At 55.6% G+C, this 21,601-nt stretch carries 21 protein-coding genes; 11 read left to right on the top strand and 10 right to left on the bottom strand.

What is annotated here, in order from left to right; translation table 11 throughout:
• Position 1 precedes the first annotated feature (1 nt).
• Genes ACT2B1_RS20440 through otnC form a run of 5 tightly spaced genes read left to right on the top strand, consistent with a single transcriptional unit; the run spans position 2 to position 4,506 of the window.
• On the top strand, positions 2 to 1,513 hold the full coding sequence (locus ACT2B1_RS20440) for a tripartite tricarboxylate transporter permease (RefSeq protein ID WP_171125196.1): 1,512 nt from the start codon (positions 2 to 4) through the stop codon (positions 1,511 to 1,513).
• Positions 1,513 to 1,800, top strand: coding sequence for a putative quinol monooxygenase (locus ACT2B1_RS20445; protein ID WP_171123443.1), 288 nt, complete (start codon positions 1,513 to 1,515; stop codon positions 1,798 to 1,800). The genes ACT2B1_RS20440 and ACT2B1_RS20445 overlap by 1 nt, the downstream gene beginning before the upstream one ends.
• Positions 1,797 to 2,594 (top strand): N-acyl homoserine lactonase family protein, encoded by a 798-nt coding sequence (locus ACT2B1_RS20450; RefSeq protein ID WP_171123441.1) that lies wholly within the window; start codon positions 1,797 to 1,799, stop codon positions 2,592 to 2,594. Before ACT2B1_RS20445 ends, ACT2B1_RS20450 begins: the two co-directional genes overlap by 4 nt.
• Positions 2,591 to 3,868 carry a 3-oxo-tetronate kinase gene (otnK, locus tag ACT2B1_RS20455; RefSeq protein ID WP_171123439.1) on the top strand — a complete coding sequence of 426 codons (1,278 nt, stop codon included), beginning with the start codon at positions 2,591 to 2,593 and terminating at the stop codon, positions 3,866 to 3,868. Before ACT2B1_RS20450 ends, otnK begins: the two co-directional genes overlap by 4 nt.
• Positions 3,865 to 4,506, top strand: a complete 642-nt coding sequence (otnC, locus tag ACT2B1_RS20460; protein ID WP_481669069.1) for a 3-oxo-tetronate 4-phosphate decarboxylase — start codon at positions 3,865 to 3,867, stop codon at positions 4,504 to 4,506. Before otnK ends, otnC begins: the two co-directional genes overlap by 4 nt.
• Before the next feature lie 139 nt (positions 4,507 to 4,645).
• Here otnC and ACT2B1_RS20465 read toward each other — a convergent pair whose 3' ends face one another.
• From ACT2B1_RS20465 to ACT2B1_RS20500, 8 genes are all read right to left on the bottom strand, one after another.
• Positions 4,646 to 5,158: a hypothetical protein gene (locus ACT2B1_RS20465; RefSeq protein WP_254429200.1), complete on the bottom strand. Its 513-nt coding sequence runs from the start codon at positions 5,156 to 5,158 to the stop codon at positions 4,646 to 4,648.
• An 8-nt stretch (positions 5,159 to 5,166) separates the two neighbouring features.
• Positions 5,167 to 5,583 carry a DUF2793 domain-containing protein gene (locus ACT2B1_RS20470; RefSeq protein WP_481669070.1) on the bottom strand — a complete coding sequence of 139 codons (417 nt, stop codon included), beginning with the start codon at positions 5,581 to 5,583 and terminating at the stop codon, positions 5,167 to 5,169.
• 231 nt (positions 5,584 to 5,814) lie between these two features.
• A complete protein-coding gene (galU, locus tag ACT2B1_RS20475) occupies positions 5,815 to 6,708 on the bottom strand; it encodes a UTP--glucose-1-phosphate uridylyltransferase GalU (RefSeq protein ID WP_171125188.1) in 894 nt (297 codons plus the stop codon).
• 315 nt (positions 6,709 to 7,023) lie between these two features.
• On the bottom strand, positions 7,024 to 8,829 hold the full coding sequence (locus ACT2B1_RS20480; RefSeq protein ID WP_481669071.1) for an ABC transporter ATP-binding protein: 1,806 nt from the start codon (positions 8,827 to 8,829) through the stop codon (positions 7,024 to 7,026).
• Between the two features lies 1 nt (position 8,830).
• Positions 8,831 to 9,760: an ABC transporter permease subunit gene (locus tag ACT2B1_RS20485; RefSeq protein WP_170389022.1), complete on the bottom strand. Its 930-nt coding sequence runs from the start codon at positions 9,758 to 9,760 to the stop codon at positions 8,831 to 8,833.
• Between the two features lie 10 nt (positions 9,761 to 9,770).
• Complete coding sequence (gene oppB / locus ACT2B1_RS20490) at positions 9,771 to 10,694, bottom strand: oligopeptide ABC transporter permease OppB (protein ID WP_171212408.1); 924 nt, start codon at positions 10,692 to 10,694, stop codon at positions 9,771 to 9,773.
• A 66-nt stretch (positions 10,695 to 10,760) separates the two neighbouring features.
• Positions 10,761 to 12,389: a peptide ABC transporter substrate-binding protein gene (locus tag ACT2B1_RS20495; RefSeq protein ID WP_171123430.1), complete on the bottom strand. Its 1,629-nt coding sequence runs from the start codon at positions 12,387 to 12,389 to the stop codon at positions 10,761 to 10,763.
• A 398-nt stretch (positions 12,390 to 12,787) separates the two neighbouring features.
• Positions 12,788 to 14,029, bottom strand: a complete 1,242-nt coding sequence (locus ACT2B1_RS20500) for a lytic murein transglycosylase (RefSeq protein WP_481669072.1) — start codon at positions 14,027 to 14,029, stop codon at positions 12,788 to 12,790.
• A 179-nt stretch (positions 14,030 to 14,208) separates the two neighbouring features.
• On the opposite strand from ACT2B1_RS20500, the gene ACT2B1_RS20505 reads away from it, so the two are divergent.
• From ACT2B1_RS20505 to ACT2B1_RS20530, 6 genes are read left to right on the top strand one after another with little or no spacing between them, the layout of a single operon-like run.
• Positions 14,209 to 15,171: a cytochrome ubiquinol oxidase subunit II family protein gene (locus ACT2B1_RS20505; protein ID WP_254428835.1), complete on the top strand. Its 963-nt coding sequence runs from the start codon at positions 14,209 to 14,211 to the stop codon at positions 15,169 to 15,171.
• A complete protein-coding gene (locus tag ACT2B1_RS20510) occupies positions 15,168 to 17,258 on the top strand; it encodes a cbb3-type cytochrome c oxidase subunit I (protein ID WP_171239269.1) in 2,091 nt (696 codons plus the stop codon). The genes ACT2B1_RS20505 and ACT2B1_RS20510 overlap by 4 nt, the downstream gene beginning before the upstream one ends.
• Positions 17,255 to 17,887 (top strand): cytochrome c oxidase subunit 3, encoded by a 633-nt coding sequence (locus ACT2B1_RS20515; protein ID WP_171212404.1) that lies wholly within the window; start codon positions 17,255 to 17,257, stop codon positions 17,885 to 17,887. Before ACT2B1_RS20510 ends, ACT2B1_RS20515 begins: the two co-directional genes overlap by 4 nt.
• Positions 17,880 to 18,206: a cytochrome o ubiquinol oxidase subunit IV gene (locus tag ACT2B1_RS20520; protein ID WP_171125178.1), complete on the top strand. Its 327-nt coding sequence runs from the start codon at positions 17,880 to 17,882 to the stop codon at positions 18,204 to 18,206. Before ACT2B1_RS20515 ends, ACT2B1_RS20520 begins: the two co-directional genes overlap by 8 nt.
• Positions 18,207 to 18,238: 32 nt before the next feature.
• Positions 18,239 to 19,222, top strand: coding sequence for an HlyD family secretion protein (locus ACT2B1_RS20525; protein WP_171125175.1), 984 nt, complete (start codon positions 18,239 to 18,241; stop codon positions 19,220 to 19,222).
• Positions 19,219 to 20,742 (top strand): DHA2 family efflux MFS transporter permease subunit, encoded by a 1,524-nt coding sequence (locus ACT2B1_RS20530; protein WP_481669073.1) that lies wholly within the window; start codon positions 19,219 to 19,221, stop codon positions 20,740 to 20,742. The genes ACT2B1_RS20525 and ACT2B1_RS20530 overlap by 4 nt, the downstream gene beginning before the upstream one ends.
• Here the strand turns inward: ACT2B1_RS20530 and ACT2B1_RS20535 are convergent.
• Together ACT2B1_RS20535 and ACT2B1_RS20540 are read right to left on the bottom strand one after the other, a co-directional pair.
• A complete protein-coding gene (locus ACT2B1_RS20535; RefSeq protein ID WP_481669074.1) occupies positions 20,739 to 21,101 on the bottom strand; it encodes a fluoride efflux transporter FluC in 363 nt (120 codons plus the stop codon). The two genes, ACT2B1_RS20530 and ACT2B1_RS20535, sit on opposite strands and share 4 nt — an antisense overlap.
• A complete protein-coding gene (locus ACT2B1_RS20540) occupies positions 21,098 to 21,466 on the bottom strand; it encodes a fluoride efflux transporter FluC (protein WP_171125170.1) in 369 nt (122 codons plus the stop codon). Before ACT2B1_RS20540 ends, ACT2B1_RS20535 begins: the two co-directional genes overlap by 4 nt.
• Positions 21,467 to 21,601 lie beyond the last annotated feature (135 nt).

Raw genomic sequence — 21,601 nt, forward strand, 5'->3', positions numbered from 1 at the left:
GATGGACTTTATCCTTTCGCAACTGGCTGGGTTTGGGACCGCATTCGTGGGCCTGGCAGTAGACCCGCTGACCTATCTGTATCTGATCGCTTCCGTGTTCCTGGGCATCACGTTCGGCGCACTGCCCGGCCTTACGGCAACCCTGGCTGTGACGATCCTGACGGGTTTCTTCGGCAACAAAATCCCGCTCGACTATTCGCTCATCGCTTTGCTCGGGGCCTATGTCGGCGCGATTTACGGCGGCTCTTACCCGTCTATTTTGCTGAACATTCCGGGCACGGCAGCCAGCGCGGCGACGGCCATGGATGGCTACCCACTGGCCAAAGCGGGTCGAGGGGGCGAAGCACTAGGGCTGACCACGACGGCCAGCTTCATTGGCACAGTTATCGGGACCATCACGCTTTTGATTTTCGTGTGGGCTCTGCTCTTGGTTTCAAAGAACATCGCAAGCCCGGAGAAAGCATTGCTGGCCCTGTTCGGCATTCTGCTTTCTGGCACTTTAATGAGCGAAGACCTGGTGATTAAGGGATGGATCGCCGGTTTGATCGGGCTTGCGATGTCCATGGTGGGGCTCGACCCTCTGTTGTCTGAGCCGCGCTATACTTTCGGCTGGTCCTATCTGATGAGCGGGTTTCAGGTCGTCCCAGTTTTGATGGGGGCCTTTGCCATTCCCCAAATCATTGACGGTTTGAGGCACGTTGAGGCCGGGAAAGTTCTGGCCCTGAAAGGTCGCATCCTTCCGAACCTACGCTCCATCCTACGCTATCTACCGACCATTGGCCGGTCTGGGGTGATCGGGACCGGGGTAGGAGCGCTTCCTGGCGTGGGTGAAGATGTCGCCGGTTGGGTCAGCTACGGTGTCGGCAAGACCGTATCTGCCGAGGGCGACAAGTTTGGAAAAGGGTCATTGGAAGGTCTGCTGTGCTCTGAAACAGCAAATAACGCCTGCATTGGGGGGGCGCTGATCCCGCTTTTGGTTTTGGGCATTCCCGGTTCACCACCCGCCGCGGCTTTGATGGGGGCTTTCAAGATCAACAACGTGATCCCAGGTCCGACGATAGACCCCGAGATCATTCTGCGCGTGGTTGCAATTTTAGTGCTGGCCTCCCTGACAATGTTCTTAATGGGCCTGTTCACTGCTCGGGTCTTTATCAAAATACTCGCCATCCCGCAGACCATCTTCTTGCCCGTCGTTATGGTTCTGACAACCATCGGGTCTTTCAGCGTCGGCGGCGGCATCAATGATCTTTACCTGATGCTTGGCGTCGGCGCTGTTGCCTATTTCATGAGCCTCATGAAGTACCCAATCGCGCCGTTGGTGATAGGCGTTATTCTGGGCAGCCTGTTTGACGAAACCTTTCGTCGGTCGCTGTTCCTGTCGGATGGGGATCCTTCGGTCTTCTTTTCTCGGCCTGGTGCGGCCATTCTGCTGGTGCTCAACATTGGTCTGATCCTCAGCCAACTGCCCGTCGCGAAACGCGCGTTCTCACGCCTAAAAGGAATTTCAGTCTGATGTTTGCGGTTACTGTCACCTTCACTCTCAAGCCCGGTAACAGAGATATCTTCTTGCCGCTTATGGTCGAAAACGCTTCAACTTCTTTGCGTGAAGAAATCGGATGCCGGCAGTTTGACGTATGTCTCGGCGACGATCCTGAGACAGTTTTTCTCTATGAGGTTTATGATGACAGCGTGGCGTTCTCTGCCCACCTAGAAAGCGCGCATTTTCAGTCCTTTGATACGGCAGTGGCTGATATGATCGCCACCAAGGTGGTTCAGCATTATTCCGAGGTTATCCGATGAACGATTGGGAAATTCACGCCGTGAAATACGCGGATCGCAACGCCCGGACGCGAGCTGATAGTTTCATCATCGATGATAATCACGATGCTCCCCATGCGATGGACTATTTCGTTTGGGTGCTCAAACGCGGCAACAAAGTCATTCTGGTCGATACTGGCTACGACTCCGATGAGGCCGCCGCTCGTGGTCGTCCCATCGCGATGGACCCTCGCGAAGCTCTGCGGCCACTAGGCATCGCGCCGGAAGCGGTGACTGAGGTCATCGTGACCCACCTTCATTATGACCACGCAGGGGGGCTGCATATGTTCCCTAACGCGAAGTTGCACATGCAGTCGGCGGAAATGGCCTTCGCTACAGGTCCCTGCATGTGCCACGATCACCTGCGTGCTCCTTTCACGGCTGACCATGTCTGCGAGGTCGTAAAGCGTCTCTATTCGGGCAAAGTCGTGTTCTACGACGGAGAAGCCGAGATTGCAGATGGGGTCACGGTGCACTGCATCGGTGGGCATTCGCGCGGGTTGCAATGCGTTCGCGTAAGAACGGCAGCCGGGTGGATGGTACTCGCCTCTGATGCCTCGCATTATTATGAGAATTTCATGGCGCGCAAAGCTTTTCCTATCGTCGTCGATTTGCAAGACATGATGGACGGCTTCAAGACACTCGAGAGGTTGGCCTCGCGTCCTAGGCTTATCGTGCCCGGCCATGATCCACTTGTGCGTGAGGTATTTCCCGTAGGCGCGGCACCGCATATCCATAGGCTGGATCCAGGGCCGACGCGGGACATTGAACTATGAAAATCGGTGTCATAGCGGACGACTTCACTGGTGCGAGCGACATTGCGAACACCTTGGCGAAGGGCGTTGAGCCAGAAGGTGGGTTACGAACGGCTCAGTTCCCGGGTATTCCGATGACCCCGGCCAGCGAAGAGATCGAAGCGGGTGTGATCTCGCTCAAGAGCCGCACGGCACCGGTCGAGGAAGCGGTTGCAGACAGTCTGAGTGCCTTGAGGTGGCTCGTGGACCAAGGATGCCAGCAGTTCATCTTCAAATATTGCTCGACATTCGATTCCACGATGGAAGGAAATATCGCCCCCGTTGCGGAAGCGCTGGCCAACGAACTGGGCGCGCAAAAAGTGATTTTCTGCCCGGCCTTTCCTACAACGGGACGCACGGTCTATCACGGTCATCTTTTTGTGCTCGGCAGGCTGTTGAACGAGTCCGGGATGGAAAATCACCCCCTTACTCCGATGACGGATGCCAACATTAGGCGTTGGTTGCAGCATCAGACCGAAGAAGCGGTTGGGTCGGTGCCAGTTGACACCGTGAAGCAGGGACCAGAGGCGATTTCTGATGCATTGCGGAACGCAGACGGGCGCTTTGTGATCGGTGATGCGATTTCGGATGAAGATTTGTTGGCCTGGGGCGAAGCTCTAAAGGATGCCAAGCTCATTACTGGGGGATCGGGTATAGCGCTGGGTCTACCAAGAAACTTCCTGAGAGAGGCTTCATCCAAAAGTGTTGGCATTGCGTTCACTGGTATCGCAGGGCCCGCCGCTATCCTTGCAGGGTCTTGTTCAGGTGCGACACGCGGGCAGATCGATGTTCATGCGGAATCCAATCCGACGTTCGTCATTGATGTTCCAGGTGTCATGTCCGGGGATGTAACCACGCAAACGCTTCTGGATTTCTTTGAAACGCATCCGGGTCAGGCGCCGCTCGCGTATTCATCAGGAAGCCCGGATGATGTGCGCGCGATCCAAAACAAATTCGGTCAGGACGCTGTGGCGGAAAAGCTGGACAATCTCTTTGCGGATACAGCACGAGAACTTGTTCAGAAGAGCTACAAGCGATTGGTGGTGGCTGGAGGAGAGACGTCGGGAGCTGTCGCCAAGGCTGTCTCTGAGGCACTGGGGTCTCCGGCCATGTCAATTGGTCCAGAGATCGACCCGGGCGTACCTGTCCTGAGCGTCGGAAAAACTGAACCCATTGCGCTGGCTCTAAAATCTGGAAACTTTGGCGCTCCGGACTTTTTCGCGAAGGCTCTCAGAATGATGGAGGCCGGCAAATGAGTTCTGAAGAAAAGGCATTACGACAGCAAATGTCGGAGCTGTGTGCCTCACTGTTTGCACGTGGCTTTTCCGTTGGCACTGCGGGCAATGTCTCCGCGCGTTTACATGACGGGATCCTCATGACGCCAACAAATTCCACCTTGGGCGATATCGACCCCGAGCGCATCGCCAAGATTGATTTGGATGGCAACCACGTCTCGGGAGACAAGCCGACCAAGGAAGTCTTTCTGCATCAAGCTTTCTATGAGACAAGACCAGAAGCGGGCGCCGTGGTTCATCTGCATTCGACCTGGGCCACCGCACTGTCGTGTCTGGAAGACACCGATCCAGACGACTGTATTCCACCGCTTACGCCATACGTGGTGATGCGCGTCGGCACGGTCAAACTGGTTCCATACGTCAAGCCGGGTGATCCGAAATCAGGTGATCTGATCCGTAAACTGGGCGGCAAATTTAGTGCTGTTCTGTTGGCCAATCACGGACCAGTCGTATCGGGAAAGGACCTCTTCTCGGTGGTCTGTGCAGCAGAAGAGTTAGAAGAAACAGCCAAGCTGCTCGTGGCATTGCGGGACATGCCAACCCGGATGTTGGATGCAGCACAAGTCGCAGAACTCAAAAAGACTTTCGGAAGGATGTAATTCGACACCGAAATGGGGGCGTGCAAACTTTTGGGCAAATCGTGCAAAATTGTGCGCAAATACGGCGCAAAGTTATGGGCAAGCACACTTGAAATTGATGAACGAAATCAATAGCAGGAGCGCAGCGTTATGAGCGCGCCTACAGGGTGGTGGTGCTGCCACTACCGCTGATAACTGGAGTGGAGCCCGCTGCAAATGCAATAGGAAACGACCAGACGTCGGTCCCGTTGGCAAACAGAGAACCGTCTGACGCTGTGCAGGAAGTCGGGTTCAGTGTCGCGGTGCAGATTTGCGTGCCGTCTGCAAACCGAACATAGTCCCCGTCAGGTGTTGTTCCGCGTTCAATGACCGCTCCGGTCGGTACGTCGCCATTTGAAGATACTGTGCCCAACAGGTTGCCGGGGCCGTAGCCGAAGTCTGCGCGCATCAGGCGACCCGGCGTTGTATCATCTGAACTGTTTTGAACGGCTGCACCGCTTGCAATGGCAGAGGCCGGGTCAAAGCTGAGTGCGTCGGTCCAGTTGCTTCCGTCTGGTGAGACCTTGATGGAAAATCCTGTGCTGCCGGACAGCCCCATTTCTGCGTGCCCTGTCCAATTCGATTGAAACAGCAAAGATGCAGTTTCGGCCGCGTTGGCCTTGTTGATCTTCAACTGATGACCTAGCCCATCATGGCTGAGCAACGACGCGGCAGACCGAACGGCAGCCGGTTTGTCTCGTCATATGTCGCGGAAATACCAATCCCTTTCAGGTTTTGGGTTGCAATAGGGGCATCCACCCAGTCTGACCCGTCCCAGACGATCAGCCGGGATTGGCTTTCATCCCATGCGCGCCATCCTGATACGGGGCTTACGAAATGCCACGCATTGTCCAGCCACGCGGCCAGTTTGCCAGCTTGCCCTGCCCAGTCACCCGTAGGCGCCGCCCCCAGAGCGTGAACTTCTCGCTGATCCGGTGCGGGCGGAGGATTGATTGCGCCTGCCGAGGCGACGCTCAACTGTACGATGACGTCCAGTTTCCTGAGTGCTTCATTATGCGTGACGTGTTTCTGCGCTTGCGGCTGTTGAATAAATGGCAAGTCCAGTCGGGGTGAGTTTTGTGATACGGGGTCCTCCTGTGGCTGTCGAAATGACATACGCAATGCGGGCCACAGTGAGTGCAGAGATGTGAATCCTTCCCGACTTGCACGAACGCATCAGAAAAGAATCGTTAATTCTTGGGGATTGGACCCGGTCGGCACGGGGCAGGTTTCAGTTTCTGCCACCAGCCCGGCGCTTGGACATAGGTAACCGTGTACGTTAGGCGGCCGTTACTGAGCCGCCTTGTCCGAAGAGATCACTTCGTGAATGTATTCACGCAGGTCGTCACGCAGATCTTCGCGAGACAGTGCATATGCGACCGTTGCCTGCAGGAAGCCGGACTTCGAGCCGCAGTCAAAACGCTGACCTTCGAACTTGTAGCCAAAAACCGGAACACCGTTTCCGATATCTTCGGCGATCGCATCGGTAAGCTGGATTTCGCCACCGCTGCCTTTTTTCTTCTGGTTCAGGTTATACAGAACCGATGGTCCCAGGATATAGCGCCCGATCACGGCCAGGTTGGACGGCGCGTCCTCTGGTTTGGGTTTTTCCACCATGCCCCGGGTGCGCACGACGGATCCGATATTCTCACCAACATCCAGCACACCATAAGATTGGGTTTTTTCATGCGGAACTTCCATGGCCGCAACCATATTGCCGCCGGTTTCTTGGTAGGCTTCGACCATCTGCTGCAAACAGGGCTTGTCGGCGGCGATCACGTCGTCTGGCAGCATAACGGCAAAAGGCTCGTCCCCGATCAGGCGGCGCGCGCACCACACGGCGTGCCCAAGACCCAGCGCCTTGTGCTGGCGGATATAGGCAATCGCTCCGCTTTCCATGTTGGTGGCATTGAGTGTTTCAAGAAGGTCCGTCTTGCCTTTGGCCTTTAGTTCTTGCTCAAGGATGTGGTTGTGGTCGAAATAGTCTTCTAGCGCGGATTTTCCCCGCGAAGTTACGAAAATAAACTCGGTGATACCGGCCGCACGCGCCTCGTCGATCGCATATTGAACCAGTGGCCGGTCGACCAGCGTCATGATCTCTTTGGGGACGGATTTAGTTGCTGGCAAAAAGCGTGTACCCAGACCCGCAACTGGAAAAATCGCCTTGGTGACCTTGCGTGCCATGTTACCTCTCAAGTTAAAAAAAATTTGCCCGAAAATCGCTTTGCTCTCGTGGCTTCGTCTTAGGCTGTGCGCGCAGAATGATCAACGCCGTTTGATGCAGGATGCTGCGTCATGGGAAATGGTGCCATCACGAAGATTGGGAGTCAAAATGAACTGCGGCAACATGCAGCGGGAAAGCTGAGTATTTATGCCAAAAAGGAAACAATAATATCAAATAGTGGAATATTGTTTGCCTACTATCTGATTGATTTGTTCAATCCCTAAGCGGAATTGAAAAACGCCCGAAGTCTGTAGACAGGTGTCGGGCGTCTTTGCTTACGCGTTGGCCATGATTGCCTCAAGTGGATCGTGTTCGGCCACGAAATGATCGGGCTTCACCTCGTTTAATTGAGGCACATAGTCTGTCTGCCCTGCAGACAAACGGCTGGGCAGGAACCTCAACGCCGCTTTCGGATCCATTGGTGAAGGAAGTTCACCCGGCAGTTTAAGCCTCTGGCGGCTACGCTCGACATCCGGGTCCGGGATTGGCACCGCCGAGATCAAGGACTTGGTGTACGGGTGAATAGGTTCGGAACAAATGGCCTCACCATCACCCAATTCGACGATCCGGCCGAGATACATAACCATGATCCGGTTTGATACGGCACGAACCACGGACAAGTCGTGGCTGATGAAGATCATCGACAGGCCAAACTCCTGCTGGAGTTCGCGCAACAATTCGACAATCTGGGCCTGAATCGAAACGTCCAGCGCGGATACGGCCTCATCACAAATGATCAGCTTGGGCTTGTTGATCATCGCCCGCGCGATACCGACCCTTTGGTTTTGGCCGCCGGATAGTTCATGCGGATAGCGGTTGATCATGTTTGCTTTCAGGCCAACCCTCTCCATCATCTCGGCAACCATCTTCTTACGCTCCCGCTCTGTCAGGTCGGGGCGATAGGTCTTAAGTGGTTCAGCGATCGAAGCTGAGATTGTCATTCTGGGATCCAGACTGGCCAGCGGGTCTTGGAACACGATCTGCAAATCCTTGCGGTATTTGTTCAGTTCCGCCCGCTTTAGTCCAACGATGGGATGACCCAGCCAACTGACATTACCGCCGCTGGGTTCTATAAGCTGTAGTACGGCGCGCGCCAATGTCGACTTGCCGCAGCCCGACTCACCTACGACTCCCAAGGTTTCGCCCTTGCGGATGTCGAAGGTCACACCATCAACGGCTTTCAGAGGTACCTTGCGTCCGAACAGGCCGCCAGAGACATGGATTGGGAAGTGCACCTTGACGTCATCGACCTTAAGCAAAGGTTCTTCGGTTTTACCAAGCGCCTTGGGTGCGTCCCCAGCATCAATGCGCGGCATCGCTTCCAGCAGGGTACGTGTGTATTCGTGCTGCGGTGCGCGAAAGATTTCGCGCGTGTCGCCAGCTTCGACAAACTGTCCCAGACGCATCACCTGAATACGGTCGCACATACGCGCAACAACACCCATATCATGCGTGATCAGGGCGATGGCCGTGCCTTCGTCCTTCTGCAGGCGGACCATCAGGTCCAAAATGTCCGCCTGAACCGTTACATCCAGTGCCGTTGTCGGTTCATCCGCGATCAGCAGTTTGGGACTACACAGCATCGACATTGCGATCATGACACGCTGACGCATGCCGCCCGACAGTTCATGCGGGTATTGGTCCAGACGTCGCTTTGCCTCGGGGATGCGAACACGATCCAGCCATTCAAGACACCGGGCACGGGCTGCGTTTCCTTGCAAGCCTTCGTGAACCTGTAGCACTTCGCGCATTTGCTGGCCGATCCGCAAATGCGGAGTCAATGCGGTCAGCGGATCCTGAAAGATCATGCCAACGTCGTCGCCCCGGATCTGGTTCAGCTTGTTCACGGGCAGGTTCAGGATTTCCTTGCCATTCAGCAAAGCCGACCCGCTGGCGCGCCCGGCCGGAGGCAGCAGCCCCATCGCAGCCATAAACGTCTGGCTTTTACCCGATCCGCTTTCGCCAACGATGCCCAAACACTCGCCTGGATTGATGTCAAAGCTGATGCCCTTGACGGCTTCGACAACACCATCCGGTGTATCGAATTGCACGCTCAGGTCCTTTACAGAAAACAAACTCATATCAGCGATCCTTCGGGTCTAAGGCGTCACGCAGGCCATCGCCGATGAAGAACATCGTGATGATGATGGCGACGTAGAATGTCAGGGGGAACATCAATTGCCAGAGGGTTCCATAGCCCATAGTACCAGCACCCTCGGCGATCAGACGGCCGAGTGAGGTATAGGGTTCCGAAATTCCCAAACCCAGGAACGAGATAAAGCTTTCGGTCAGGATCATCTCGGGCACCAGCAACGAGGCGTAGACAATCACAACACCCAACAGGTTCGGCAGGATGTGGCGATACATGATGGTGAACTCACTAACGCCAGCGGCGCGTGCGGCCTCAATGAATTCGCGGTTTTTCAGGGTTAGTGTCTGCCCGCGAACGATCCGCGCCATTGTCAACCACCCCACCGCGCCTAGGGCGATGAACAGCATAAAGAACGACCGGCCCGCCACAACCAGAAGCAGGATGATGACAAGCGTGGCCGGGATCGCCAGCAAGATGTCAACGAAGCGCATCATGATGCCGTCGGTGCGGCCACCGATATACCCAGCCGCAATCCCATAGCAGGTTCCTACGATCAGCGCGGTCGCGGCCCCGATCAGCCCCACCAAAAGCGATGTGGTGGTCGCCTGAATGACACGGCTGTACAGGTCGCGCCCCAGATCATCGACGCCAAAGAAATGCCCGGTCTCGACCGAAGGCATCCCCATGCCCCGGACGTCACCCATGACATTCCAGTCGATTTCTTCGTTGTTCCACACAGCAAAATAAGGCCCGATAAGAGTGAACAGAACGATCAGACCCAGAATGAACAGACTGGCCATTGCAGCCTTGTTCCGGACAAACCGCATACGCGCGTCCTGCCAGAGCGAGCGGCCCTGAATGACCGTATAGTCGGTGATATCCTCGGCCAGATGCGCAGCTTTTTGTGATTTTCCAAGCATTGCCGGCCCCTCAGTAACGAATTTTCGGATCGAACCAGGCATAGGCCAGGTCGGTCAGCAGGTTCACCAGCACGGTCAGAACGCCATACAGGATCGTGACGCCCAGAAGCACGGCATAGTCTCGTGATAGGGCGGACCCCACATAGGCTTGTCCCAACCCACCGGTTGAAAAGTAGATGTCGACAAAGACCGAACCGGTCAGAACGTAAACAAAAACTGGCCCAAGATAGGATACGACCGGTAGAAGCGTGGGTTTCAGAGCGTGCCGCCAAATGACGGTTCTTGTCGGCAAGCCCTTGGCGCGCGCGGTGCGGATAAAGTTCGAGTTCAGAACTTCCAGCATCGAAGACCGGGTGATCCGGGCGATCGACCCCATGTAAGAGGTCGCCAGAGCGATCACCGGCATGATCAGGTAAGGCCATTGCCCGCCGTTCCATCCGCCCCCGGGCAACCAACCCAGCCAAAGGGTGAATGTCAGTATCAGGATCGGCCCCATGATGAAGTTCGGCAGCGCCTGTGCCGCTATCCCCAGACCAACTGCGAAATAGTCGATCCAACTGTTGTGTTTGATCGCAGCAGCGATCCCAAGGCTGACACCCACGGCCGTCGCGACAAGGAAAGACAGCGAGCCATAGGTCAACGAAATCGGAAAGCCCTGAGCGATGATGTCATTCACGTCGCGGTCCTTGAACTTGAAGGACGGGCCGAAATCGAAATGTACGACGATGTTGTACAGATAGTCCCAAAGCTGTTTCCACAACGGCTGGTCCAGTCCGTACCGCGCCTCGATATTAGCCAGAACCGCCGGCGGCAGGGGCCGCTCTGACGTGAAGGGTCCGCCGGGTGCGAAGTGCATCAAAAAGAAACTTGCAACGATCAGCAAAAGGATCGTTGGGACGGCGATTAGCAACCGCCGGACGATATAGGCAAGCATTTCATGCCCCCAATTATTGGCTTTGCCCCAAAGAACTCTCCGGGGCAAAGCGTGATCAACAGATGATTATTCAGCGATTTTGTAGAGGTTCTTGGAGTACCAGTTCTGCTCTACGTTATTGACCGGCCAGTTCCCAACGTCGCTGTCCATCATGTAGACGCCAGCATAGTGATAGATCGGGATTACAGGGGTCTCTTGTGCGATGATCCGCTCGACCTCGGTATACAGAGGCGCGGCATCGTCCGATGTTTTGGCTTGGGCCAAAAGCTCGTCAACTTTGGCATTGTTATACTTGCCGTCGTTGTAGCCTGAGTCCGATTGCAGCAGGTCCAGGAAGGTTGAGGCTTCGTTATAGTCGCCGCACCAAGCGCCACGGGCCAGATCGAAGTTCTGGTTGCCGCGCTCTTCCAGGAAGATCTTCCATTCCATGTTGGCGAGTTCGGCGTTTACACCCAGCTTCTGCTTCCACATCTGGCTCAGCGCCACCGCGACCTTCTTATGAGCTTCCGAGGTGTTGTAGACCATCTCAAAGCTCAGTGGATTGTCAGGACCGTAACCTGCGGCAGCCAGCAATTCCTTGGCCAATTCGTCGCGTTCCTGCTGAGACATCGAGGCCATTTCTACTTCGGGAACCGTGAACCCGGCGGTCGCCTCAGGAGCAAAGGTGTAAGCCTGAGGCTGGCCACCTGCCATGATGTTTTCCGTGATGATCTTGCGATCTACTGCCAGCGACAGCGCTTGGCGGACATTCGGGTCTTTGAACGCTTCGGGGCCGCCGTCGGAAAGGTTGAACGTGTAGTAATAGTTGCACAGGCGCGGGAAGCTGATGGCCTCTTCCGGGTGCTCTTTCTGCAGGCGTGGGAACTGACCTGCGGGAACCTCGGTGCGGTCCAGTTCACCAGCCAGATAACGGGTCAGGGCGACGTTTTCGTCGTTGATGACCAATGCGACAACCTTGTCGACGATGGTGTTGTCGTTGTCCCAGTACATCTCGTTACGCTCACGAACCGAGCGTTCCTGCGGCAGGTGTTCGGTCAGAACATAAGCCCCGTTCGAGACGATGTTTTCAGGCTTGGTCCACGCGTCGCCAAACTCTTCGATGACTTTCTGCGGGGCAGGGAAGGTCGTGGAATGCGTGGTCATCTGCGCGAAATAAGGCAGAGGGGCGCTCAGTTTGACCTCAAGCGTGTGGTCGTCAATGGCGGTGACGCCCAGCTCATCCACAGGTTTATCGCCTGCAATGATTTCAGCCGCGTTTTCAATCGACATCAGTTCCATGAACCAGGCGTAGGGCGACGACAGCGCTGGATCGACCGCGCGTTTCCATGCGAAGACAAAGTCGCCAGCGGTTACCGGGTCGCCGTTGGACCACTTGGCGTCATCGCGAAGGGTAAACGTATAGACGTCTTTGGTATCGTTGGTGGTGAATTCGGTGGCGACGCCAGGAACCAGATTACCGTCTTCGTCCTGGTTCATCAGCCCTTCAAACAGGTCGCGCACAATCTCGGCACCCGATACGTCCTCGACGACCTGCGGGTCGACCGAGCTGTGTTCGTCCAGAATACGATAGGTGAATGTCTGATCATCCGCCAATGCTTCGCCGGTTTCAGGGTGCGTTCCGGCGGCCAGTGCCGCGCCGGTGATCATGGTCGAGGTCAGCAGCCCCGCCAGCGTTGTCCGAATATGTTTGTTCATATTTTTACTCCCGTTTTTTGGCGGCATTGTTGGCCATCCCAACAAGATGGCAGAGAGCCGCCTTGTTTGCCCGACTGCGAAAGCGCGTGTACAGGTCCGAAAATTGCTGAATTGGTTCGCAAAATGGGCTGCGCCGCAGTCTTTCGGTTTTCAGTCGGGAACGTGGTTGCAAAAGTCGCCTTTCACTGAAGCCGACGTTGGCATTATTTAAAAAAAGGTTAAAGCCTCTGCCCGCAAATTAGGCAGTTGTATGCGAATTGTGAAGGAAACGGCGTGGCGCCGGAAATATTATGATGAAACTAGATGCGTTCTTAACATTTTCGTGAACGGTGGCAGCGCAGGGTGACGCTTGACGCAGCGTAAGCCTTTTAGCAAACAGCCTCTCAAATCGCGAATCGCTAACGGCTTAGGGTTGTTTTCATATGTGCAGCAGGGAAACAGGTGGGCACCTGACCGGTCGCTTCCTGCCAGCGCCCGATCGAACGACGGGTTTTGAATCCCGCAAGGCCGTCCGCACCGCCAACGTCATGCCCCTTATGTTCAAGGGCGCGCTGCATAGCTGCGATGTCCGAACGATAGAGATCACCCACTTTGCCCCACTGACCTTGGAAGTTGCCGACACCGTATTCAATCCGGTCCCCGACATGGCCGACGAAAAGGGCATAAAGATCGCTTTTGTTGTATTCCTTCAGAACATAGAAATTCGGCGTCACCAGAAAGGCCGGGCCACTTCGTCCTGCGGGCATCATCAGGAATCCTTCGTCAGAAAGCTCATGTTGCGGGAAAGGTTTGCCCGAAACTCTGGAAACCCCCATCTCTGCCCAGTCCTGTATTGGGCGTCCCTGATCCGGCCCTTCAAGGGCGCAGGATATGGACTTTGGCACAGAAACCTCGAATCCCCAGTCGCGACCGGACACCCAGCCATGTTGCGCCAGATAGTTCGCAATAGATGCCATCGTATCCTCGGGCGATGTCCAAATATCGGATCGTCCGTCGCCATTGCCGTCCGCCGCAAAGGTCAAAAAGCTTGACGGCATGAACTGTGGTTGCCCCAGCGCACCGGCCCAACTGCTTTTCATTTCACCCGGCGGCGCATGCCCTACTTCGGCGATTTGCAATGCCGAGATGAGCTCGCCCGCGAAGTATTCTGACCTGGTACTCATGAACCCCTTTGTTCCTAGCACTTCAAAGACATTGTGCCGGATCGGGACCTGACCATATCCGCTTTCCTGCCCCCAGATGGCCAGAATGATGTGTGATGGAACGCCGGTTCTGACCTCAATCTGGGCGAGGGTTGTCGAGTGGCGCTGTGCCATCTTTCGGCCAACGGATGTTGCGCCCTGCACCGTGTTGGCCTTGAAATACCGTGCAGGTGAGCCGAATTCGGCCTGTTTCTGCTGTTTAGGTACTTTTTGTGTCCCACCCGGAGGGACCAGATCCGGCAGTTTCCAATTAAGAGTGACGCCGTTAAAGGCGCGCTCCATTGTGCGTCGGGAAACACCTTTGGCTTTGGCTTGCGGCCAAACGGTTTCCCATAACCACGTCTGGAATTGCTGCTCGACCGCTCCGCGGTCCAGTGCGGTTGCGTTTGTGGGAAGACACCAGAGGCCAAATATCACGATAAGCCAACGCATGTGCATAAGGTGTCGCCCGAGGATTGCGGCAAGTCAACACTGACGTCTGACGGCAATTGTCTGCGCGTAATTCCGCGGTTGATCATACCGGGTGCAGGACAATCCCCGGTTACGAAAAACCTTGAGAAAACTCGGAAGTCTGCCGATAGTTGCCTGTAAACAAAGGCAGGAAAGGACAGACAGGAGTGGCCACTATCAGGTTCACAAACGTGTGGCAGACACTTGGGATTGCGATCACAGTTTTCGCTCTTTGCTCGCACGCAGCCTGGGCGAGTGACAGTTTCCTGAATCCACGTGGCCCAATCGCCGAGGTTCAGAGGCTTCACCTGCTGCGCGCGACGGTCCTGATCATGCTGGCGGTTTTGCCTGTTCTGGTTCTGGTACCCTTGATTGCCGTGCGTTACCGGCGACGCAAAGAAGGTGCCGCCGCGTATCGGCCAAACTGGGACTTCTCGTCCCCTCTTGAATTCGTCATGTGGGGTATTCCGGTTCTGATCGTGGCCTTATTGTCCTTCTATCTTTGGAAAGCCACCCATCGCTTGGATCCGTACACCGCGCCCTTTGGTGAAACACCTGCCTTAAATGTGCAGGTCGTGGGATTGGATTGGAAATGGCTGTTTATCTACCCGGACCTAGGCATCGCCAGCGTCGGCGAGATGGGGATACCCGTCAAACAGCAGATTGCGATGACGTTGACCACGGACACCGTGATGCAATCTTTCATGATTCCCGCTCTGGCAGGCCAGATCTATGCCATGCCGGGAATGACAACCAAACTGCATGTTGTGGCTGACGCCCCGGCGACCATGCAGGGTGAAAATACGCAATATAATGGCCGGGGCTTCACCAAGCAGAAGTTTCAGACCCTGGCCATGCAGCCAGACGCATTCTCCGATTGGGTGGACACCGTTCGGGCCAACGGGATTCCCCTGAACGCAGACACATACCGAACATTGGCCATGCGCACGGACCGGGATGAGGTGCAGGCCGCTTTGGGTACATCTGATATGCCGGATAATGCGCTGTATTTCACCACAGAAGGCGCGGATTTGTTTCAGACAATCCTGCACCGATACCACCACGAAGAACCGTTGCCCGCAGATCAACAGCCGGGAACGGCAGAATACGGGCAGGAGGCGCAGCAATGAGTTCTGCGGATACGGGTTTCTTTGGCCGGCTAAGCTGGGAGTCGTTCCCTCTGGCGGGCCTTATTCAGACTCCGAACGCGAACGAAATCGTCGCCAATGCCGCTGCGGGTGTTGTGATCGTCGGTATTCTGGTTGTTGTCGGCGCCCTGACATGGTTCCGCCTTTGGGGACCGCTTTGGCGCGATTGGCTGACAAGCGCAGACCACAAGAAAATCGGCATCATGTATATTGTCTTCGCGATCGTGATGCTGGCGCGCGGGGTCCTTGAAGGCGTGGTCATGCGCGCGCAACAAGCAGCGGGTCCCGGCGACGGGTTTCTTGAAGCCGAACACTTTGCCGAATTGTTCAGCACGCATGGCACCATCATGATCTTTTTCGTGGCGGTGCCCTTTGTCTTTGGATTGGCGAACTTTCTGGTTCCCCTGATGATTGGTGCGCGTGACGTCGCATTTCCTGTAATGAACCAGATCAGTCTTGGCCTGACGGTCTCGGCCGGGATGATGCTGATGGTTTCTTTGCTTGTCGGTGAATTCTCGACCGGGGGCTGGACGGCTTACCCGCCCTATACGGGTGCCGCTTTCAATCCCGGAGTTGGGCCGGACTACTGGATTTGGGCAATCGTTGTTTCCGGGATCGGGACGACGCTGACCGGGATCAATTTCGCGGTGACGATTTACAAACTGCGTGCGCCGGGCATGAAATTCATGCGTTTGCCGATGTATTGCTGGACGATTATCTGCAGCTCGATCCTGATCGTTTTTGCGATGCCGCCGCTGGGTGTCGCGGCCTTGATGCTGGCCGCCGACCGGTATCTGGATTTTCATTTCTTCACCAATGACCTTGGCGGCAACATGATGAACTATGCCAACCTGTTCTGGCTGTTCGGGCACCCCGAGGTTTATTTGCTGGTTCTTCCCGCATACGGAATTTATTCCGAGGTATTCGCGACATTCTCGGCCAAGCGGCTTTACGGCTACAATTCCTTGGTCATCGCGACGATGTCCATTGCGGTGCTGTCCTTCACCGTCTGGCTACACCACTTTTTCACAATGGGTCAAAGTGCGCTGATCAATGCGGTCTTTGGTATTGCGACCATGCTGATCGCTATCCCCACCGGGGTAAAAGTGTATGACTGGATGGCGACCCTGTTCCGGGGCCGTATTCGGTTTTCGGTGCCGATGCTCTATGGTTTGGCGTTCCTTATGCTCTTTGTCATCGGGGGGCTTTCAGGCGTGATCCTTGCAAACCCGACCGTGGATTATCAGGTTCACAACACCCTGTTTCTGGTTGCCCATTTCCACAACGTCCTGCTGCCCGGGGTTCTGTTTGGCCTGCTGGCAGGGTACAATTACTGGTTCCCCAAAGCCTTCGGGTTCCGCCTGAACGAAACCTGGGGTCGTATCACGGTTGTCCTGTGGACAGTTGGCTTCATGCTGACATTCCTGCCCCTGTACTTTGTCGGCCTGATGGGAATGCCGCGCCGGTCTTTCAGTTGGGAAGACCCGAGTTTTCACCCATATATGATCGTGGCCGTTTTGGGGTCTCTGGTTATTTTGTCCGCCCTGCTTGCTGTGGTGGTTCAATTGTGGGTCAGCATTCGGGACCGCGAGAAAACCCGCGTCCCAGTTGGCGACCCGTGGGATGCCCGCACGCTGGAATGGTCAATTCCCGCACCCCCTCCGCCATACAACTTTGCCATTATTCCGCATGTCACCGACCGCGACGACTTTGCCGCCGCAAAGGAAAGGGGCACGGCTTATCCGGCGCCGGGCGCTTATGAGGACATCACCCTTCCACGTAATACGCGGATCGGATTCATACTCTGCGTTCTCAGCGGCGTTTGGATGTTTGCCTTGGTTTGGTGGATCTGGTGGTTGGCGGCGTTGGTCACCATTCTGATGTTGTTGTCTTTCGTTGCGTGGACGTTCAAAACGGACATCGAAGAGGTTATTCCAGCCGCGCAGGTTCAACAGGAGCATGAGGCCTGGCTGGATCTTGTCCACGCCTCTGCCCCCATCAATCGTGACTTTGAAATCTCTTCGGAAAATCGGGGGCGTGCTGGCCCGGACCTGGAGGTCGCCACATGAAGCGCGCACCGACACACAGTTATCCCGGCCTGAACCTTGGTCGTCGGCATCCGGGTGCTGACAAGGCCAGCGAAGTTGTCACCTTCGGCTTTTGGGTCTTCCTGATGAGCGATCTGGTCTATTTCGGGCTGATGTTCGCCATATATATCACCATGATCGACGCGCAGGCGGGCGGGCCGGGGCCACACGAACTGTTCGATCTCAAAAGCATCTTTGCGCAGACCCTGATCCTGTTGACCAGCAGCCTGACGGTCGGGCTGGCAATGTTGGCACTGAAATACAACCTGCCGCGTTCACGCATCGTGCTGTGGTTTGGCGTGACCTTGGCTCTGGGGCTCGGCTTTCTGGTGCTGGAAATCCGGGACTTTGTCGCCATGGCGGAAAAAGGCGGCATCCCGCAGCGCAGCGGGTTTCTGTCCGCGTTTTATGGTCTTGTACCGCTGCACGGTCTGCACGTCGCCGCCGGGTGTCTGTGGCTGATTGTTTTGGGCATCCAATTGCGACTGATGGGACTGACAGATTTGCTGATGTCGCGCGTAGTTCGGCTGGCGCTGTTTTGGCATTTCCTTGATCTGATCTGGATCGGGATCATTACGATCGTTTATTTCGGAGGTCTGACCTATGGATAGACGCAGCGAAATGCACAGGCGCGAGCGGCGGCGTTACGTCATTGGTTACGGCGGTTCCCTTTTTCTGACGATAGCCGTCTTTTCTATCGCCTATGTTTTTGGGATCGAAACAAAAGGGGTCTATCTGGCAATCGGCCTTCTTGGGCTGGCGCAACTTGTCGTTCAACTGGTTTATTTTCTTCATATCGACCGTCGGCGCAGTAGCCGCGAAGACCTTGACCTGGTGCTGTTTTCAACGCTGGTCCTTCTGATCATCATCGTTGGAACAGTCTGGATCATGGGCAACCTGGCGGTCCGTATGCATACCATTCCAATGTGACCAAACCGCGATCAAAAACGGAGACCGTCAAAATGAAATCCTTTAAAGCCGTCGCGGCGGTGGCAATGCTGATTGCAGTGGGCGTTGGCCTGCTACTGTTCTGGCGCCATCAAGAACGGTACCCGTCAACCAAGGATGCCTATGTGGGGGCCAATATCGTGAATGTGGCCGCTCAGGTCACGGGGCGGGTGGACGAGGTTGCGGTCGTAGAAAATCAAGCAGTCAAGGTCGGCGACTTGCTGTTTACAATTGACGACACCCAGTTCAGCGCGTCGGTGGATCAATCCAGGGCAAATCTTGGCAGCGCCGAACAACAGGCGGAATCCTACGCCACTCAGATCGTTGCAGCCGAAGCTTTGGTTGCGTCTGCACAGTCGGCCTTGGAAACATCCAAGAAAAATCTTGAACGTTCCAAGGCCCTTTTTGCGACCGGCGATCTGGCGCAGGCGTCCTTGGATCAGGCGACATCGGATTTCGCGCAAGTCTCTGCCCGGCTGACAACCAGTCAATCAAGTCTGTTGGCATTGCAAAGCGGTTTGCAGGCCAAACAGGACGATGTTCTGTCCGCTCGGGCTCAGTTGGAGATTGACGAGGCCAATCTTGCCTGGACCAAAGTTTTTGCAACTGCGGATGGATGGATCGCGAACCTGACATTGCGCCCCGGCTCCGCCGTGCCCGCAAACGCGCCTCAGTTTTCGATTGTTGAATCCTCAGAATGGTGGGTGGACGCGAATTTCAAGGAAACGTCTCTGTCACGTATCAAGTCCGGACAGCCTGTAACAATTCAAATCGACATGCTCCCGGGGGTGACACTTAGCGGGACAGTTGAATCCATTGGCCGCGGATCTGGAGATACGTTTTCATTACTGCCTTCCGAGAATGCCACTGGTAACTGGGTCAAGGTCACGCGCCGCTTTCCAGTGCGGGTCAAACTTGATCCAACAGAGGCCCCCTTGCGCGCAGGAGGCAGCACAAAGGTCACGGTAGATACGACTTCGGATCAGGTCGAGGAATGACACCTTCGACCGCAGGCCACGTCAATCGGGTGATCGTCGTCGCCGTGGTGCTGAGCGCCATTCTCGAGGTGTTGGACAGCACGATCGTCAATGTCGCGCTGCCTCATATTCAAGCAGCTTTCGGCGCAACCACCGATCAGGCAACGTGGATTCTGACCAGCTATATTGTCTCGGCCGTTATTGTCATGCCCCTGACTGGGTTCGTAGCCCGCAGGGTAGGACGGCGGCGATTGATACTGTCGGCTGTGATCGGTTTTGCCTCCATGTCGGTCATGTGTGGGCTGTCCTGGAGCTTGGAAACGATTGTGGCCTTCCGGTTGGCACAAGGCATGTTCGGGGCTTTCCTAATTCCCTTGTCGCAGTCCATCTTGTTCGATGCCTTCCCGCGCGAGAAACGAGGACAGGCCATGGCCGTCTTTGGGCTTGGGGTTGTCGTTGCACCGGTACTTGGTCCAACGATTGGCGCGATATTGACCGAGTATTTCTCGTGGCGAATGGTGTTTTTCGTAAATCTGCCGGTTGCGGCGATGGCGTTGTTGCTATTGGCCGGAGAATTGCCTGACGACGAAACCGAAGATGTGCGGATCGATTGGAAAGGTCTTGCGTTGTTGGCGATTGGGATCGGTTGCTTGCAATTTGTTCTGGATCAAGGGGAAACCAAGGACTGGCTGTCCTCGCGCGTCATTCAGATTGCACTGATTGCTTCGGTTCTGGGCGCGCTTGGGTTCCTTGTTCACGGCCTGTCCTCGAAAACGCCGGTTGTCGACCTTCGCCTTTTTGCAGACCGAAACTTTGCCCTTTGCAATCTGGTAATCGCAGGATTTGCTATCTCGCTGTTTGGTGGCATTGCCATATCGCCAACCCTTGTACAGAACTTGTTGGACTATCCGGTTATCGAGTCCGGCCATCTGTTCATCCCCCGAGGCATTGCGGCGGGCGCTTCAATGGTTTTGACGGGCGCTGTTTTGTCATCCCGGTTCGATCCACGTGTTCTGGCCGGGCTTGGTATGCTCTTGACCGCTATTGGGAATTTCATGCTTGGTGCGCTTAATCTGGACGCGGGGTTCTGGCAGTTGGCCTGGCCAGGCGCGGTAAGCGGGTTGGGCATGGGTCTTGTGTTTGTCCCCATGTCTATTCTGGCGTTTGAGAGCATTTCGCAAGCGCGCCAAGACGAGGCTTCGGGTCTGTTCAATGTCACACGACAGCTTGGATCATCGGTTGGAATTTCTTTGGTTGGAACATGGGTCGTTCGCGGATTGCAGACCAATACATCGGTGCTGGGCCAAAACGTAACGCCGTACAGTACTGCTGCGCAAAACTATCTGGAACCGCTTGGTTTGACGCCGGACAGCGCAGAGGGCGCGGCAATTCTCGGTCAGGAGGTTTCTCGGCAGGCCGAGTTGATTTCTTATCTGACCGTATTCAACAATTTGGGTTTGTTGGCGTTGGCGACGATACCATTGCTGTTGTTCTGCAGGGCTCCCAAGCCGGGGGCGCAGGCCGCTGTGCACGCCCATTAGCGGGTGATGACAAGCCCCAGCCAAAGGGCTGACCAACACAGTATGATGCTTAGGAAGATGTTGCCTGCGGCCAATGCAATCGTGCGCTCTCGTCTCAGTTCCAGTGATTGATAGGCGAAACTGGAAAACGTCGTGAACCCGCCACAAAAGCCAAAGACCAATCGCCTTTCGTGTTCGCCCATATCGGCGGGACCCCCAAGATAGCCGATCCACAAACCCAAAATTAGGCTTCCCAGCACATTGACGATCAGCGTCGAAACTGGAAGATTGTGCCGGATTATCAATGCGATTGCATGGCGCAAAACAGCACCCAACCCTCCGCCCAGACCAAACATCGCGTGAAGGAACAGGTCGCTCATTCACCTGACCTCTGGTCAAGGGTGTGCCGTCCGATCCATTCGCCAAGGATGGCCGCTGTGATACCGATGACGACTTCTAGCCCGGCGGCGGTTGCTGCGTTCGCGACGCTGGTTTCCGCCAGACGCTCGAGCTCTTGGACAAAAGACGAGAAGGTGGACAACCCGCCGCAGAACCCGACGGCGCCAAAATGCAGGACATGAGCATGAACGCGATGTCGGATCGAATAAAGCCAACCCAGAACGAAACACGCCGCGACATTGATCCCGAAGGTCGCGGTAAAAACCGGGGCACCCGGGATCGTCGTTGAAAGGCTTTCTCGCAACAGCGAACCAGCGGCCCCGCCGACAAATACGGCCAAAAACATAAGGGCCCAAGTCCGAAACGCTGGTCGCGTCTTTTTTACAGCCAATGATCCCGCCCAAATTTACCTGTCTTTCCAGATACAGACAGCAAACAACCTGATCAACAGAAGACCCGACTTCACAATGAAGCCCTTTTT

This window comes from Ruegeria sp. S263, assembly GCF_056780525.1.

What these genes read in the sequence shown, in the direction of transcription:
- otnC (WP_481669069.1), top strand. Translation starts at nt 3,865, where the DNA reads ATGAGTTCTGAAGAAAAGGCATTACGACAGCAAATGTCGGAGCTGTGT.
- ACT2B1_RS20530 (WP_481669073.1), top strand. Translation starts at nt 19,219, where the DNA reads ATGACACCTTCGACCGCAGGCCACGTCAATCGGGTGATCGTCGTCGCC.
- ACT2B1_RS20535 (WP_481669074.1), bottom strand. Translation starts at nt 21,101, where the DNA reads ATGAGCGACCTGTTCCTTCACGCGATGTTTGGTCTGGGCGGAGGGTTG.
- ACT2B1_RS20510 (WP_171239269.1), top strand. Translation starts at nt 15,168, where the DNA reads ATGAGTTCTGCGGATACGGGTTTCTTTGGCCGGCTAAGCTGGGAGTCG.
- ACT2B1_RS20450 (WP_171123441.1), top strand. Translation starts at nt 1,797, where the DNA reads ATGAACGATTGGGAAATTCACGCCGTGAAATACGCGGATCGCAACGCC.
- ACT2B1_RS20520 (WP_171125178.1), top strand. Translation starts at nt 17,880, where the DNA reads ATGGATAGACGCAGCGAAATGCACAGGCGCGAGCGGCGGCGTTACGTC.
- galU (WP_171125188.1), bottom strand. Translation starts at nt 6,708, where the DNA reads ATGGCACGCAAGGTCACCAAGGCGATTTTTCCAGTTGCGGGTCTGGGT.
- oppB (WP_171212408.1), bottom strand. Translation starts at nt 10,694, where the DNA reads ATGCTTGCCTATATCGTCCGGCGGTTGCTAATCGCCGTCCCAACGATC.
- ACT2B1_RS20495 (WP_171123430.1), bottom strand. Translation starts at nt 12,389, where the DNA reads ATGAACAAACATATTCGGACAACGCTGGCGGGGCTGCTGACCTCGACC.
- ACT2B1_RS20525 (WP_171125175.1), top strand. Translation starts at nt 18,239, where the DNA reads ATGAAATCCTTTAAAGCCGTCGCGGCGGTGGCAATGCTGATTGCAGTG.
- ACT2B1_RS20515 (WP_171212404.1), top strand. Translation starts at nt 17,255, where the DNA reads ATGAAGCGCGCACCGACACACAGTTATCCCGGCCTGAACCTTGGTCGT.
- ACT2B1_RS20445 (WP_171123443.1), top strand. Translation starts at nt 1,513, where the DNA reads ATGTTTGCGGTTACTGTCACCTTCACTCTCAAGCCCGGTAACAGAGAT.
- ACT2B1_RS20485 (WP_170389022.1), bottom strand. Translation starts at nt 9,760, where the DNA reads ATGCTTGGAAAATCACAAAAAGCTGCGCATCTGGCCGAGGATATCACC.
- ACT2B1_RS20540 (WP_171125170.1), bottom strand. Translation starts at nt 21,466, where the DNA reads ATGTTTTTGGCCGTATTTGTCGGCGGGGCCGCTGGTTCGCTGTTGCGA.
- ACT2B1_RS20500 (WP_481669072.1), bottom strand. Translation starts at nt 14,029, where the DNA reads ATGCACATGCGTTGGCTTATCGTGATATTTGGCCTCTGGTGTCTTCCC.
- ACT2B1_RS20480 (WP_481669071.1), bottom strand. Translation starts at nt 8,829, where the DNA reads ATGAGTTTGTTTTCTGTAAAGGACCTGAGCGTGCAATTCGATACACCG.
- otnK (WP_171123439.1), top strand. Translation starts at nt 2,591, where the DNA reads ATGAAAATCGGTGTCATAGCGGACGACTTCACTGGTGCGAGCGACATT.
- ACT2B1_RS20440 (WP_171125196.1), top strand. Translation starts at nt 2, where the DNA reads ATGGACTTTATCCTTTCGCAACTGGCTGGGTTTGGGACCGCATTCGTG.